Source organism: Bacillus sp. EB V-12 (assembly GCF_056158125.1).
On record NZ_JBUXJL010000027.1, the window covers coordinates 1 to 15,972 of the forward strand.

At 34.1% G+C, this 15,972-nt stretch carries 14 protein-coding genes and 2 pseudogenes; 14 read left to right on the forward strand and 2 right to left on the reverse strand.

The features are described 5' to 3' along the window. Positions 1-887: 887 nt before the first annotated feature. From ACZDYH_RS29745 to ACZDYH_RS29805, 13 genes and pseudogenes are all read left to right on the forward strand, one after another. Positions 888-2,003, forward strand: coding sequence for a GerAB/ArcD/ProY family transporter (locus ACZDYH_RS29745; RefSeq protein ID WP_474887955.1), 1,116 nt, complete (start codon positions 888-890; stop codon positions 2,001-2,003). 102 nt (positions 2,004-2,105) lie between these two features. Beyond that, positions 2,106-3,683, forward strand: coding sequence for a spore germination protein (locus ACZDYH_RS29750; RefSeq protein WP_474887957.1), 1,578 nt, complete (start codon positions 2,106-2,108; stop codon positions 3,681-3,683). Between the two features lie 34 nt (positions 3,684-3,717). Further along, entirely contained in the window at positions 3,718-4,908 is a 1,191-nt protein-coding gene (locus ACZDYH_RS29755) for a Ger(x)C family spore germination protein (protein WP_474887959.1), read from the forward strand. Positions 4,909-5,627: 719 nt separating this feature from the next. Next, positions 5,628-5,990 (forward strand): annotated as a pseudogene (locus ACZDYH_RS29760) (helix-turn-helix domain-containing protein); the annotation flags it as partial. Between the two features lie 547 nt (positions 5,991-6,537). Beyond that, the gene (locus tag ACZDYH_RS29765) at positions 6,538-6,885 is read left to right on the forward strand and encodes an ArsR/SmtB family transcription factor (RefSeq protein ID WP_474887961.1); all 348 of its coding nucleotides are present in this window, start codon (positions 6,538-6,540) and stop codon (positions 6,883-6,885) included. Between the two features lie 28 nt (positions 6,886-6,913). After that, positions 6,914-7,969, forward strand: coding sequence for an ACR3 family arsenite efflux transporter (arsB, locus tag ACZDYH_RS29770; protein WP_474887963.1), 1,056 nt, complete (start codon positions 6,914-6,916; stop codon positions 7,967-7,969). 25 nt (positions 7,970-7,994) lie between these two features. Next, positions 7,995-8,399, forward strand: a complete 405-nt coding sequence (gene arsC / locus ACZDYH_RS29775) for an arsenate reductase (thioredoxin) (protein ID WP_474887965.1) — start codon at positions 7,995-7,997, stop codon at positions 8,397-8,399. Between the two features lie 64 nt (positions 8,400-8,463). Beyond that, positions 8,464-8,823 (forward strand): arsenite efflux transporter metallochaperone ArsD, encoded by a 360-nt coding sequence (arsD, locus tag ACZDYH_RS29780; RefSeq protein WP_474887967.1) that lies wholly within the window; start codon positions 8,464-8,466, stop codon positions 8,821-8,823. 18 nt (positions 8,824-8,841) lie between these two features. Then, positions 8,842-10,605, forward strand: a complete 1,764-nt coding sequence (arsA, locus tag ACZDYH_RS29785) for an arsenical pump-driving ATPase (RefSeq protein WP_474887969.1) — start codon at positions 8,842-8,844, stop codon at positions 10,603-10,605. 23 nt (positions 10,606-10,628) lie between these two features. Then, positions 10,629-11,573 (forward strand): thioredoxin-disulfide reductase, encoded by a 945-nt coding sequence (gene trxB, locus ACZDYH_RS29790; protein ID WP_474887970.1) that lies wholly within the window; start codon positions 10,629-10,631, stop codon positions 11,571-11,573. A gap of 16 nt (positions 11,574-11,589) precedes the next feature. Continuing rightward, positions 11,590-11,871: a HesB/IscA family protein gene (locus ACZDYH_RS29795; protein WP_474887971.1), complete on the forward strand. Its 282-nt coding sequence runs from the start codon at positions 11,590-11,592 to the stop codon at positions 11,869-11,871. 26 nt (positions 11,872-11,897) lie between these two features. Beyond that, entirely contained in the window at positions 11,898-12,323 is a 426-nt protein-coding gene (locus ACZDYH_RS29800; protein ID WP_474887972.1) for a protein-tyrosine phosphatase family protein, read from the forward strand. A 166-nt stretch (positions 12,324-12,489) separates the two neighbouring features. After that, positions 12,490-12,648, forward strand: a pseudogene (locus tag ACZDYH_RS29805) (DUF4158 domain-containing protein); the annotation flags it as partial. Between the two features lie 276 nt (positions 12,649-12,924). Here ACZDYH_RS29805 and ACZDYH_RS29810 read toward each other — a convergent pair. Both ACZDYH_RS29810 and ACZDYH_RS29815 read right to left on the reverse strand, forming a co-directional pair. Then, a complete protein-coding gene (locus ACZDYH_RS29810) occupies positions 12,925-14,070 on the reverse strand; it encodes a DUF418 domain-containing protein (RefSeq protein WP_474887973.1) in 1,146 nt (381 codons plus the stop codon). Between the two features lie 39 nt (positions 14,071-14,109). Beyond that, positions 14,110-14,592, reverse strand: a complete 483-nt coding sequence (locus ACZDYH_RS29815; protein ID WP_474887974.1) for a thioredoxin family protein — start codon at positions 14,590-14,592, stop codon at positions 14,110-14,112. A 528-nt stretch (positions 14,593-15,120) separates the two neighbouring features. Here ACZDYH_RS29815 and ACZDYH_RS29820 point away from each other — a divergent pair. Beyond that, positions 15,121-15,537: a hypothetical protein gene (locus ACZDYH_RS29820; protein WP_474887975.1), complete on the forward strand. Its 417-nt coding sequence runs from the start codon at positions 15,121-15,123 to the stop codon at positions 15,535-15,537. Positions 15,538-15,972: the final 435 nt, after the last annotated feature.

Genomic DNA, 15,972 nt, shown 5'->3' on the forward strand with positions numbered 1-15,972 from the left:
AGTTCGTTGTACAAAGCCAACATCTCTAGCAAGATCCCGTAAGACATTTGGAGATAGGGCACTTTGAATCTCTTGAGCAAATTGTTGTAATTCGTTAGAAACAGACATAAAAAACGCCATCCTTTCCTATGATTCTACAGAAAGAATAGCGTATTTTTTCATTTTAGGGGTATTTTATTTTGTTAGCTTGATAGCGATGGGGAGGTGCCCCTAAAATGAAGGGTTTACTATAAAAGAAAATTAACCATCCCGAACCCATTCTAAGCATAGAATGGGTTCGGGCGGTGCTAGCCAGACAATTAGGTTCAAGTGTTTGGGCTATTCCTTATCCTCCCGCGCAAAGAACGCTTAGTCTGCTACCATATGTTGTACTCCACCACTGTTTAATTGTGAGGCCCATGGTTTTAAAAAGTAGTTCTTATTGGGGGAGTACTCCAATGAGGCTAGATTAAAAGTCGCAAGATTTTATAAAAAGATTACGAATCAACGTAATTACTTTTTTCACAAGATAAGTAATGAAATCATAAATAAAAGCAAGTAATTGGGATTGAGGATTTGAAAGTGAAGAATATGCAAAAGAATCATGAACTAATGAAACCAATCAGTGAACTGTCTTAGACCAGATTTAGAGAATACCTTGACTACAAAGCTATATGAATAGGGTTTGATTAGATTATCGCACCGAGACATTTTATAAGTAGTTAACTGTGTTCTTGCTATGGCTATAAAAAACAAGAAATAAAAAGGTAGCTACTTCCCATCCTTACTTCAGAGAGTCTGTAAGGATGTTAAAGGGAGGAAAGTTCACAGCATGAAAGGTTTGTAACTATTAAATTGTGCTAACAATAAATAAAAAAGGATATAAATTCTAAAATAGGTGATAAACGATGGTGCATATTAACAGAAATCAGTTATTTGTATTAATTATTTTATTTGAGATTGGAAGCACTACCCTATTTGCTTTAGGTATAGATACTGTAAAACAAGATGCATGGTTAGCTATTTTGATTGCTTTTTTTGTAGGTTGTGGTTTGTTATGGATTTATACTGATATTCAAAGACATTACTTTGATCAGCACTGGGGTGGTATTCTAACTGCGGTACTCGGAAGATGGATTTCAAAACCCGTTATTCTAATGTATGCCTTATATTTTATATACATAGCGTCTTTAAATTTATTTGATTTTGGTATGTCGACAGTTATTACGGTTCTTCCGGAAACCCCCATACAAGTTGTACTTGCACTTATGGTAATGCTAATTATTTATGTTGTTGTTTTTCTAAATATTCAAGTTTTGTCTCGTGCGGCTGAAATTTTAATGCCTATTTTATTGTTATTTTTCATAGCAACATATATTCTGGTTATCATTTCAGGAATTTTTGACTTTAAAAATTTATTACCGATTTTAGAAAATAATACGAAAAAGATTATGGAAACAGCCTTGTTTTCATTAGTTAATTTTCCTTTTGGTGAGATGGTTGTATTCCTAATGTATTGGCATCATGTGAATTCTAAACAAATCATCCGTAAAACATCTTTTCTTGCTTTTGGAATAGCAGGTGTATTCATAATTATTACAAATATTACTATTGTTGCTGTGTTAGGTGTTTCAATAGCAACTATAGTAGATATTCCGTTATTTCATGTGATTCAAAAAATAAATATTGGAAGATTTATTACCAGACTAGATCCTGTAGGAATAGTAATATTATTTATTGGAGGATTTTTCAAAATGGTTCTCAATTTTTATGCAGGGCTAATATTATTACAATCGTTATTTAAGATAGCTCATAATAAATGGTTTATTGTAATAATTTGTATTTCATTTTGGGGTTTTACTTACTTTCACTTTCCAAATGTTGTTTTTCAGAGGTGGGTTGAATTGAAGGTAATGGTTCCATATATTCATACAATATTCCAGGTTATTATTCCACTTCTAATTTTACTTCTACTAAGAATTAAATGTAAAAAACAAACAAATCCAAATAATCATGGGGAATAAATCATATGTTTTTAATAAAATCATAAAAATGGGCCAAATATAAGAGTATAAATCTTAAAGTCGGATAGTCTAAGGATAAAAAATAATGGAGAGAAAATACACATGAATTTCATGAAGAAAAAGTACAAAATGAAGTCAGAACATTCTAGTATCCAAGAATATAAAGATTGTGAAAATGAAAAAAAAAAAGAGCCACTAAAAATAAATTTACAAGAAAATTTAATAAAGATAAAAGAGAATTTGGGATATAGTACTGATCTTATAGTTAGAGAAATTTGCATTGGAAATAGAGAAAAAGTTAGTATTGGGATTTTATATATAGATGGACTGTCTGATAAAGACTCCATACATAGTTCTATTATGGAGTCTTTAATGTTAGATTTAAATAATCAAAAGATGGAAGAAGCCACTTCATCAGGAAATGACATTTTGGAACTATTGGAACAATCGATTCTTACAATAGGTAACATAAAAAAGATAGAAAATTTCGAGGATCTAAATATATCTCTTTTATCTGGAAATACTATACTTTTAATTGATAGATATGTTCAAGGCCTTGAAGCAAGTACAGCTGGATGGGAAAATCGCGGAGTACAAGAACCTACTTCTCAAACTGTAATTCGAGGACCAAAAGATGGATTTTCAGAAAATTTACGCACAAATACCGCCCTTATTAGAAGAAAAATAAAAAGTCCGAACCTTTGGTTGGAAACGATAATCCTTGGCCACGAAACACAAACTAACGTAAGTATTATGTATATGAAAGGGGTTGTGAATGATAAAACTGTAGAAGAAGTGAAGCGGCGTTTGGATTTAATTGATATTGATGGCATATTAGAAAGTGGCTATATTGAGGAAATGATCCAAGACAAAACCTACACACCTTTTCCGACTATATATAATTCAGAGCGGCCGGATGTGATTGCGGCAGGGTTGTTAGAAGGGCGTATTGCTATTCTTGTAGATGGGACTCCATTTGTCTTATTGGTACCAGCTATATTTATTCAATTTATACACTCAGCAGAAGATTATTATCAGCGTTCTGATTTTGGAATTATTCGTATGATACGCTTATTAGCCTTTTTTTTATCCCTGCTTGCACCTTCTTTATATATCGCGCTTACTAATTTTCACCAAGAAATGATTCCTACCGCCCTTTTAATGAGTATAGCTGATCAAAGGGAAGGAGTTCCTTTTCCTGTATTTATCGAGGCTTTAATAATGGAAATAACATTTGAAATTTTAAGAGAAGCTGGTGTAAGAATGCCCAGAGCGATTGGTCAGGCTGTATCCATTGTCGGGGCCTTGGTCATAGGACAAGCCGCTGTTGAAGCTGGAATTGTTTCTGCTGCTATGGTTATTGTTGTTGCAATTACTGCTATTTCTAATTTTGCAATTCCTTCTTATAACTTAGGGATTGCTATTCGAATATCGCGTTTTGCTTTTATTGTACTTGCTACTGGATTTGGATTATTTGGGATAATCTTGGGTATTTTTGCTTTAATTCTTCATTTATGTAGTTTATCTTCTTTTGGGATACCATATATGGCGCCTTTAGCGCCATTCAACGTTACTGATCAGAAGGATGCCATATTTCGATTTCCTATATGGAAAATGAAAAATCATCCTGTATTACTGAATCGTAAAAAAATAAAGCATAAAACGAGACCGAGTAAATAAGGAAGAGAACAATCGAAAAGAAAGGGCACCTTAGATGAGAAAAAAGATTATGATATTGTTCATTTTTACAGTTCTACTTACGGGTTGTTGGAGTGGAGAAGAATTAAATGAAATTGCTATTAATTTGGCTGTAGGGATTGATAAGGTGGGAAATCAATATTTAGTTTCTTGCCAAGTTGTTAATCCCGGAGAAGTATCTAATCTGAAAGGTGGAAGCGGACGAACACCAGTGGTATTGTTTCAGGGGAAAGCAAGTACTATATCTGAAGCAATAAGAAAAATCTCAACAATTGCTCCGAGAAAGATATATTGGGCTCATATTCGTATGTTTATCATTGATGAAAAAGTGGCTAAAGAAGGGATTCATAAAATATTGGATCTTTTCCTAAGAAATCACGAAGTACGTTCAGATTTTTATATTGCGATTAGCAAGGACGTAAAAGCAGAAAATTTATTAAAAGTTTTAACGTCCCTTAATAAAATACCTGCAAATAAAATGTTTGATGCTTTAAGTATATCTCGAAATTTTTGGGCCCCCACTGTAACTGTCACGATAGATCAATTGGTATCTAATCTAATGAGTGATGGAATTGAGCCTGTAGTTACTGGAATAACGATAAAAGGTGATGTGGCAGCGGGTGAAAAAACGGAGAATACACAACAAATTAAACCAAATACTAGGATACAATATTCTGAAAGTGGTGTTTTTAAAAAAGATAAGTTAATTGGGTGGTTAAACGAAGAGCAAAGTAAAGGTTATAATTATATTATGAATCGTATAAAAAATACTGTTGCTCCTATACCATGCTCGGCAAAGGGAAATGTTGTCGTTGAGTTTATGAAAAATAAAACAAGAGTAAAGGAACAAGTAAAAAATAAAAAGCATATGATTGAAATTGATTTACATCTGAAAGGTAATATTACGGAAGTACAATGTAAAAATCTAGATTTAGTGGACCAAAAAACTATTCACCAATTAGAAAAAGCAGCTGAAAAAAGAGTAGAACAAGTCATAAAAGAAACAATACAAGTCGCACAAAAGAAATATAAAGTCGATATATTCGGATTTGGGGAAGTTATCCATCGTGAAAACCCTAAATATTGGAATGGAATTAAGAGTTCCTGGGGGGATAAATTTGTGAACTTACCAGTAAGAGTAAAGGTACACGTTCAACTTCAACATTCGGGACAATATAAAAATTCTTTTTTAAAAGCTAAAAAATAACAACTTATATCTGTATAAATGGTTTTTGTAGATTTATTTGGATAACCGTTAAAGATACACAACAAAGCTTATGGTGGCACAGTATTTGAAAGTGGTAACAAATTGAAGTGCAGAAAAATAGACCCTAGAAAACTATAAAAATAAACAATAAAATAACCCGTTATTTAAAACGGGTTATTCCCTAAAGGTGTACAAGAAATTCAAGATAACTGGACCAGAGAAATCTGTGAATTTCTTTGTAATAATAATGTATGCAAAAGAAATACTAATGTTAATGAAATTTAAACAAAATTTTTATTTGCTCGACCCGTTTCCTTATAAATGTGGACACCCGAAATAAGAGGGGTATCAATCTGATAATATCAACTGGATTGACTGAAAGTGGAATGAAAGCAGCCAGTTTGTGCTGAACTTACTGGTCTGATACTCCTCCATACAAAGCATAATAGTAGTCACAAATTGTATGAAGCTAGATAAAGTCCATTGAATAGAACCTAAGTGATAACAAGTTCGTGTGAATCGATGATGTATCTTTAATGCTAAATTTATCATTAAGTACATAATGTACTACGACATTTGTATAATAATGCTCAAATTAATTATATTTCGTATTTTCTTAGTTCGGTGGAATGGATGCAATACAACAAGCAGGTTTTTATGGAAATGCATTATCTTGATCAGCGGGGGTGTGGTCGCTCCTCACTCGCTCCGAAAGGAGATTACAAGTCATTGATAATAAAGGTGCTTACATTTACTTTGTTCAAGAAGAGATTGATACGAGTCATGCAAATGGGTATCATTTTGGAGATATTGTAAAATATCTTGTGGATTTTCAAAGTGATGTAATTAGTGAAAAAACGAAGAAAGGCTTGTATGAAGCGAAAAAAAAGGGAGTTACAGCAGGACGCCCAAGAAAACCTGATGAGAATGTAAAGCGTGCTATTGTTATGTATCAAAGTGGTAACTATAGTTTAGCTGAAATACGAGAAGAAACTGGAATCAGTAAATCTACTTTATATAGATATTTAGAAAATCAAATCACAATAAGGACCTTTGTAAAAGGCTCTTTTTCTTTTATCTAGGTAAAGTATGATTGCAGGGTGTAGTAACAACCCAAAAATTGAAAAAGTAAATTATTAGGTATATAACTATATACTTATGTTATTGTTAAAGGAAAGAATTTTCAACAAATTTTTATAAAAGGGATGAGAAAATTTATAAAAAGGGGAGATATATTTGATTGATCGATTATTTATTGTGGGGATATACCTACTAATCATTTTTATGTGTACATATATCACATTAGAGTATCGAAAGCATAAAATGAGTAAACAGTATTTTTTAGTATGGTTAGTTGCTGTTTTTTAACAGGTCCATTCGCTTTTCCTTTATATCTGTTGTGTGGAAAGAGATACAACGGTCTATAAAAATATGCTGTGAAGAAGTATTGTAAAGGTTTTGTAAAGAATGAGCTTTTTAGTTGCTTGTATAAGCAGTTAATTATATACTTATTTCAAGAAGGAGAGAAAATTAAAAATGAATCCATTTAATGAATATTACGTTTAATTTTCTCTCAATATATAAATATATTCTTATGTGATTATTTTATTATAAGAGGGAGGTGTAGATATGGAAAAAACGGTTATAGAATTAACAAGAGCGTCACAGTTATTAAAGCTACTAGGAGACAAAACAAGGCTAACAATAGTATCAATCCTCAAACAACGTGAATGTTGTGTCTGTGAACTTCTTGAAGTGTTTGACATGAGTCAGCCTTCTATCAGTCAGCATCTTCGAAAGTTAAAGGATTTAGGTTTAGTGCAGGAAGAGCGTAGAGGTCAGTGGGTTTATTATTCTTTAAATCAAGCAAGTGATTTATACACACTTTTAGAAGATATTTTAGCGCATGTACCAGACCAAACAGAAAAAATCAAACAAATTGAGAAGAGCAATCCTACACTCCGATGTGGTTGTTAATAAATAGTCAGAAAGGGAAGTGAGAAGGATGAGTAACACGGGGCAAAAACGTCTATCTTTCCTAGATCGATATCTAACCCTTTGGATTTTTCTCGCAATGGCAGTAGGGATTGGAGTTGGGTTTCTATCACCTGGATTCGTTGATGGAATGAATAGTCTACAGGTAGGAACAACTTCTATTCCACTTGCGATTGGATTAATTTTAATGATGTACCCGCCACTCGCTAAAGTACGCTACGAAGAAATGGGACGCGTTTTTAAAGATGTAAAAGTATTGGTATTATCACTGGTACAAAACTGGATTATTGGTCCTGTTCTGATGTTTGCTTTGGCTGTTATATTCTTACCGGATAAGCCGGAATATATGGTGGGCTTAATCATGATAGGTTTAGCTCGTTGTATTGCGATGGTTATCGTTTGGAATGACTTAGCCAAAGGTGATACGGAGTATGCGGCTGGATTAGTTGCTTTTAACTCTGTATTCCAAATGTTATTTTTCTCAGTATACGCTTATGTGTTTGTAACAGTTATTCCAGAATGGTTAGGAATTGAAGGTGCTGTTGTAGATATAACAATGGCAGAGGTTGCAAAATCAGTCTTTATTTACCTAGGAATTCCGTTCATCGCAGGAATGTTAACACGTTTCATTTTTGTAAAAACAAAAGGACGAGAATGGTATGAAAAAGTGCTTATACCAAAGATTAGTCCAATTACGTTAATCGCATTATTATTTACAATCATTGTGATGTTCTCATTAAAAGGCGAAATGATAGTTAGCGTACCATTCGATGTTGTACGTATTGCAATTCCTTTACTCATTTATTTTGTATTAATGTTCTTTATCTCTTTCTATATGGGTAAGAAAATTGGTGCAAGTTATGGGGTATCAACAACATTAGCATTTACAGCTGGAAGTAATAACTTTGAATTAGCAATCGCTGTAGCTGTAGGTGTATTTGGAATCCAGTCTGGTGCAGCGTTTGCAGCAGTTATCGGACCTTTAGTCGAGGTGCCAGTTATGATGGCTCTTGTAAATGTAGCACTTTGGTTCCAGCGTAAATACTTTCAAACACAATCAAAATAACTATCCATAAAAAGGTGGAATTATCATGGGAAACAAAAAAACAATTTACTTCTTATGCACAGGAAATTCTTGTCGTAGCCAAATGGCAGAAGCATGGGGCAAAAAATATTTAGGTGACAAATGGAATGTACTTTCTGCTGGTATTGAGGCTCACGGAGTAAATCCGAATGCAATTAAAGCAATGAAAGAAGTAGACATTGATATTACGGACCAAACATCGGATACCATCGATCGTGACATTTTAGATAAAGCAGATCTTGTCGTAACACTTTGTGGCCATGCAAATGATGTATGTCCAACAACACCACCTCATGTAAAACGAGTTCACTGGGGATTTGATGATCCAGCGGGTCAAGAATGGTCTGTATTCCAAAGAGTTCGTGATGAAATTGGCGCACGCATTAAAAAGTATGCTGAAACAGGAGAATAATTGAAAACAAAATAGGCCGAGAATTCTTTCTCGGCTTTTTTATAAAGAAGGGGAGGAATTAGAGATGAAAAAGATTGAAATTTTTGATCCTGCAATGTGTTGTTCTACTGGAGTTTGCGGTCCAAGTGTTGATCCAGAATTAATTCGTATTTCAGTTGCTGTTAACAATCTCAAAAATAAAGGAATTGATGTAACTCGTTATAATCTTGCGAGTGAACCAGATGCTTTTGCGAATAACAGTGTCATTAGTGAGTTATTAATAGATAAAGGACCAGATGTGTTACCTGTCACTATAGTTGATGGAAAGATTGTAAAAGAAAGAGTTCATTTAACAAATGAAGAATTAGCACAATTAACGAATATGACGGAAGAAGAGTTAAGTCAGAAGCCAAAGATACGTTTGAATTTAAACGTAAAAAAATAGAGAAAGTAGTGAAAGGCAATGACAAACCTATTTAATCCAAACACAATGACATTTACACCATTTTTATTCTTTACTGGAAAAGGTGGCGTAGGTAAAACATCGACCGCATGTGCAACAGCCATAACATTAGCTGATATGGGGAAACGTGTTTTGTTAATTAGTACCGATCCCGCTTCTAATTTGCAAGACGTATTTGAAATCGAACTAACTAATAAACCAAAAGTCATTCCTAATGTTCCTAATCTACATGTGGCTAACTTAGATCCTGAAACAGCTGCCCATGAATATAAAGAGCGTGTTGTTGGTCCATATCGTGGAAAGCTACCTGATACGGTTATTGCGACAATGGAGGAACAATTATCCGGGGCATGTACAGTAGAAATTGCAGCTTTTGATGAGTTTTCTACTTTACTTACAAATAAAGAATTAACATCTAAATTCGATCACATTATTTTCGATACAGCGCCAACAGGACATACGCTCCGTCTTCTTGAACTCCCAACAGCTTGGAGTGGATTCCTAGAAGAAAGTACACATGGAGCTTCTTGTCTAGGACCGTTAGCAGGACTTGGAGATAAAAAAGAGTTATATAGTCAAACTGTTGAAGCGTTATCTAATCCAAAGCAAACATCGTTAATGCTTGTGACACGTCCTGATAGTTCCCCATTGCAAGAAGCAGAACGTGCAGCCAAAGAGTTAAAAGAAATCGGAGTTAGTAATCAATATTTGCTGGTAAATGGTGTTTTAACGAACTATGTGCAAAATGATAGTGTTTCTAAAGCATTGTTTACGAGACAAGTACGTGCATTAGAAAACATGTCAGAAGAGCTAAAAGGTCTTCCTGCTTATGAAATCCCATTAGTGCCATTTAATATTACTGGAATAAAGAATATGAGAAAGTTGGTTCAGCCACTTGAAAATCTCTCAATTTCAGACGAGGTACAAGAAGAGATTTCTATTTCTCCTCTTCAAAATTTGATTACAGACCTATCTAATACAGGAAAAAGAGTTGTTTTTACAATGGGGAAAGGTGGCGTAGGTAAAACAACTGTAGCCTCAGCGATTGCAGTTGGTCTTGCTGAAAAAGGACATCATGTACATTTAACAACAACGGATCCAGCGGCACATATTGATTATGTCATGCATGGAGAACAAGGGAATATTACGATAAGCCGTATTGATCCAAAACTGGAAGTAGAAAACTACCGTAAAGAAGTTATTGAGCAGGCGAAAGGTACAGTAGATGGCGAAGGGTTAGCATATTTAGAAGAAGATTTACGTTCGCCTTGTACAGAGGAGATTGCAGTCTTCCGTGCTTTAGCTGAAATTGTTGAAAAAGCAAATGATGAAATTGTGGTAATTGATACCGCACCAACAGGTCACACATTATTGTTACTAGATGCAGCACAAACATACCATAAGGAAATCGCAAGGTCTTCTGGTGAAGTACCACAGTCTGTGAAAAACTTACTACCACGTCTTCGTAATCCAGAGGAAACAAGTGTTGTAATTGTAACGTTAGCAGAAGCGACACCAGTTCATGAAGCAAGTCGTCTACAAGAGGATTTAAAACGTGCAGAAATTTATTCAAAATGGTGGGTAATTAATCAAAGTTTTTATGCAACGCATACAATAGACCCAGTATTAAAGGGACGATCACAATCTGAAGTACAATGGATTCAAGAAGTTCAAAAAGAATCCAAACATAATAGTGTGATTATTCCTTGGCAATCAGAAGATATTATTGGATATGAAAAACTAAAAGAATTGACAGTTCAATAATTGTTCATTAGGAGGCATTCACTATGCATAAAGTCGTTATTTTAGGAACAGGACCAGCCGGATTAACAGCAGCTATCTACTTAGCACGTGCGAGCATGAATCCGATTATTATTGAAGGAACTCAGCCAGGTGGACAATTAACTACGACAACGGAAGTAGAGAATTTTCCAGGATTCCCCGATGGTATTATGGGACCAGAGCTAATGGACAATATGAGGAAACAAGCAGAACGATTTGGTGCAGAGTTTAAAAATGGTTGGGTAGAAAAAGTGGATGTATCTAAGCGACCATTTAAAATCACTGTAACTGGACTGGGAGAGATAGAATCGGAAGCCATTATTGTTTCTACAGGTGCTTCCGCTAAACTACTCGGGATTCCAGGAGAGAAAGAACATATGGGGCGTGGCGTAGGAACTTGTGCAACATGTGATGGATTCTTCTATCGTGGTAAAAAAGTCATTGTAGTTGGTGGTGGAGACTCTGCAATGGAAGAAGCAAACTTCCTAACAAAGTTTGCAACAGAAGTTCATATTGTACATCGTAGAGATGGACTACGTGCATCTAAAATTATGCAAGATCGTGCAAAAGCAAACGAGAAAATTACTTGGGGATTAAATAAAACACCAATAGAAGTACTAGCAGATGGAAAAATTACAGGTCTAAAAGTGAAAGATAACGAAACCAGTGAGGAAGAAATAATTGAAACTGACGGTATCTTCATTGCAATTGGCCATCGTCCAAATACAGAGTTTTTAAATGGTCAAGTTAAGATAGATGAAGCTGGTTATATTGTTGTAAAACCAGGCACGACAGAGACAAATATACCAGGAGTGTTTGCATGTGGAGATGTACAAGACCATAAGTATCGTCAGGCAATTACGGCTGCCGGAACTGGTTGTATGGCTGCATTGGATTTCGAACGCTTTTTAGAAAATCATGCTGTGCATGAATGGAGTCAATCTTTATAAAACGGGGGAAGTTAAAATGAATATTACAGATAAAGCAAAAGAGTTTATTGAAACTGCTATGAAAGAAAATGACGTTACAACATTACGTTTTACATTTGATGGTGCTGGATGCTGTGGCCCTAGTTACGGTATTAATTTAGGAGAAGCACAAGAAAATGATGTCACCGAAACAATAAATGGTATTCAAGTTGCTATGGATCCAAAGGTTGTTGAAATTGTAAATACATTGACACTAGACTATGTAGAAGATCAACAAGGTGCAGGCCTTGTTATCAGTGGCGGATCTAACCGCTGCTAAAGTATAAATAAAGGAGACTAACAAACATGACGAACTATCACGAACTTGTAAAAGGAAAAGTATATATTGGTGGAGTAGACGCTATACAGGACGCAGTAAAAAAGCATGGGGTTACAGAGGTGTTTGACTTGCGCGCTGGGGGAGAAGAGCCAGAAGGATTTCCAGGTGAAGCTAAGCGCCATGCTTATCCAATTGTAGAGAGTGTAGAAGGGGAAGATGACTCTGTTAAAAATGCAATTGGAGCAGTTAAGGAAGCGGTAGAACAAGGAAAAAAAGTATTTTTCCATTGCTCTGGTGGACGAAACCGTACAGGTACGGTTGCAACTGGATTATTAGTAGAATTAGGGCATGCATCTAATGTAGAAGAAGCGGAACAAAAAGCAAAAGAAATTCGTTCAAGTATTAATATCAAACCTGAAATGAAACAAGTATTGAAACGTTTATATGTATAATTCATCTAAGTCTCAAAAACATTAATGTTTTTGAGACTTTATTATTTTTAAATGAAGTCTTTATCATTCTTATGGATTTTAAAATATGGGACAATCAAATGGATATTCTGTAAAATTAAAATCGTATATCATAGCTCTATAATCATTAAAATGGGGAGGACTTCTTATGTATGTGAGGGTACGAGAACTTCTTACGGCAGAAGAACGAAATCGTTATATGCAAATCCCCTCTGATATTAGTGAATAGACATTAAGTACATACTTTACCTTCAGTCAGCCTGATAAACAAATCATTAATCGCCATCGGAGGGATTACAACTATTTGCTCAAGAAATCCAAAACTCCTTACCCTCAAATACCTTACTAAATTTTGCTAGAGATGTTGGTTTTGTACAACGAATCAGTCAGTACCAAGCAAAGGATTTAGTAGCTTTATGCGTATGGGGGCTCCCTATAAAAAAAGAAACCTTAAGGTGTCTTTCTCCGACTTGAACCATTTTCATTTTAAAAACATCATTTTAAACCACATATATATCTTTAATCTTTCGTATAATATTTTATCATTTTTTCAGTTAATTCCATGTAACTGGTGAAAAATAGGCTATTTCTTGTAAATCCCTTTTCTCCATAACCACTCAATAGGACCATAGCGGAAATAATTACTCCAAATTTTGCTGAATATAATTTGTACAAATATAATTAAATGCCCGAAGATACATAGTTGCCAATAATATACGTGTGAGACATCTTTAAAGTACAAAGAAAGAATGACAAGAGTTAGTATACTTTGGCCAATGTAATTCGTTAAAGCATACTTGCCTACGTTCATAAAGGGGCGCAGCCACTCTATATAATTTTTATTCTCACAAACTCGAAGTAGAGTACAAATATAGAATATAGCTAGCATTTTTCCTCCAAATAGAATCCATAGTTGTACATCTTGAGGGTAATAAACATCTGTTTTGATAAAATAGTAAATAATAGGACAAGAGAGAAGACATGAAATGTATAACGAACTCCACTGTAAAAATCTAATTTTCTTTATTAATTCCGGTACCCTTTTAAAAATGTTTTTCTTACCAGTCCATAAACCGATTAAAAATAAACCTATATATTCGGGAATTCCTATTAGTAGTTGCTGGAATTCCTGGGTCATTAGAAAGAAAAGACGTGCTTTTACTTGATGAGAATAATGTGTAAATAGATTTACCGTGTGATTGGTAGTGTTGCCTGTAAACATATATTGATAGTAATTTGGTACTTCAGTAATAGAAGAACTTGCTCGCAAAAATACAATAATATGTAATACATAACTAACCATTAGGAAACTACAACCAGCTATAAAAATTAGTTTAGTAGATCGCTTATAAAAGAATAATGGAATAAATCCAGCTATAGCATACGCATGTAGAATATCTCCATACCATAGAAAGGTGAAGTGGAGTAAACCAAAGACTAGTAAGATACACAGTCTTCGGGTAAATAGTCTATACATGGGATATCCTTTTGCTTCTGTATTTTTCATAAAGATGTAAAACCCTACTCCAAATAAGCATGCGAAAATTGTATAGAACTTTGATTGAATAAATAAATCTACTAAAAAGCGAATCACCTTATCTATACCGGAGTAACCTGCTTGATTAAAAGGGTCTAGTCCCGTCATAGTAGGTAGATTCGCAAATAGGATACATAGTATGGCTATACCTCTTATTATGTCTAAAGAATGAATACGGGCGTTTTGTGGCATGTCAATTCTCCTTTCTTACAAAGAAAAACGAGCACTATACTAGCTAGCGCTCGAATTACGTCTTGCAAAGAATCCATCATATGTAGCAGCTGAAACGGCTCCTTCTAGACGTTCAACTTCTTCACCTCTGTTATATGCTACAACAACTGGAGTACCTGGAATGTCGAACTCTTGAAAGGCACTTTGATTTTCTGGTGTAGAGATATCAATACGATAGATGGTTCTATTATGCTTTTTTGACATCCGATTGATATCTGGTGCAGCCTTTTTACAATAATGACAGGTTGGTTGATAGTAATACGCAATGAACTCTTCATGGGATTGTATTTTTTGCTTCAATTCTTCTTTTGAAATATCTTTTATATTTTCAGATGATCCTTTTACATCTGTAGCAGATACAATTGTTTTTTCTGGTGCTATAGTTTCTGTTTTGACTGATTCATTTTTAGTTAATGTAAAGATCGCGATACAAGCAACGCATAAAGTTGTGATAACTGCTACAATTTTGTAGACTTTTTTCATAGTAAATTCCTCCTTAAAATAAAAAAAGGACAAACCTCGCCCGATTTAACAGGGCGTAAGGTTTGTCCTTCACGCTACGTACAATAGAAACAAATTTTCTATCCATATAATAACATAAAATCCGTATAGAACGCTATAGGAATTTTTTAAAAAAAACTAAAGAAACATCTTAGTCTGTATAATTTCATGTACCAGACTGTATATAAAAAACTTAATAAACACAACAATAAGGGATTCTCTGTATTCCCTCCAAGTGTTCAGGGATCACTTCATATGATGGGCGGCTTATTGTATGTTTTTGCTAAGCGTTGTTTTTTCTCAAAATGTTGGCGGTATCCCTTATATGCTGAGGAATTCTCAAAAATCAATACTACTATTTTTATAATATTAATTTTTAATTACAGAATATTATGATATTATTTTATCAAATTTTAAAGGTTAACAATATTTGTAAAAAATGATATGTTTTTAGTGTACTATTTTTTCTAAAAATTAAATAGTCAAACCAAGTAGGGAAGGGGTTACATTATGAAAAAGTTCTTTTTATTGGTACCTTTATTATTTTTCAGTTTATTGTTTAATATGGTGAATCCAGCACTAGCAGCAAATGGTTCTACTGGAGATTGTGGAGTTGTAGTTAACGTAGATTCAAGTACGTACAGTAAATCTGGAACGATCAATTTTTATGCGAAGAAACCAGCTAATGAATGCGGAAAAAATCTTTCTTATATTGTAATTATAGAGAAAAATGTTAACGGAAAATGGGAATCTCAAAAACAAGTGAATGGCCTTGAAGGAGTATTTACACAGCAAACACCAACTAAATCCATTAAAGTTAGTAATAATTTTAGTTCAACTGGTACATACCGTTTACGTATTTGGTTATCTGATGGAATTGTTGCACAGTATGGAAATGCGTATTCTCATAGTTTTAAAATTCAGTAGTAAAATATTAAATATGTTGAAAAACAAAAAAAGAGAGCATTTGCTCTCTTTTTTCAGGCTGTGGAGCATGTAATAATTACTACATACTCTTTTTGATGCGGTTCATTTTTAAATATTCCACATCTTCTAGGCGTTTCTTAGTGTATAGTTATGTCCTTCTGTTTCTTTTTCCTCATTTCAACAGCAAAGTTCATAATCTCTTCCTTTGTTAATTTTTCTTCTTTAATATCACCGAAAATACTTTGAACCAACATATTTCATATCATCCCACTTGCAGAACGGCTCTTCATCTTTTAAAACCATTTCTGTATACCTCTCCTATTTGCCATTTATGTTTGCCATATTGAATCGCCCTTCGTCTTGTAAAACTCTTAGTGCAAACATCTTATCTGAGTAATAAAAATCGTAAGGAATATCCTTATTGGGGTAGCACCA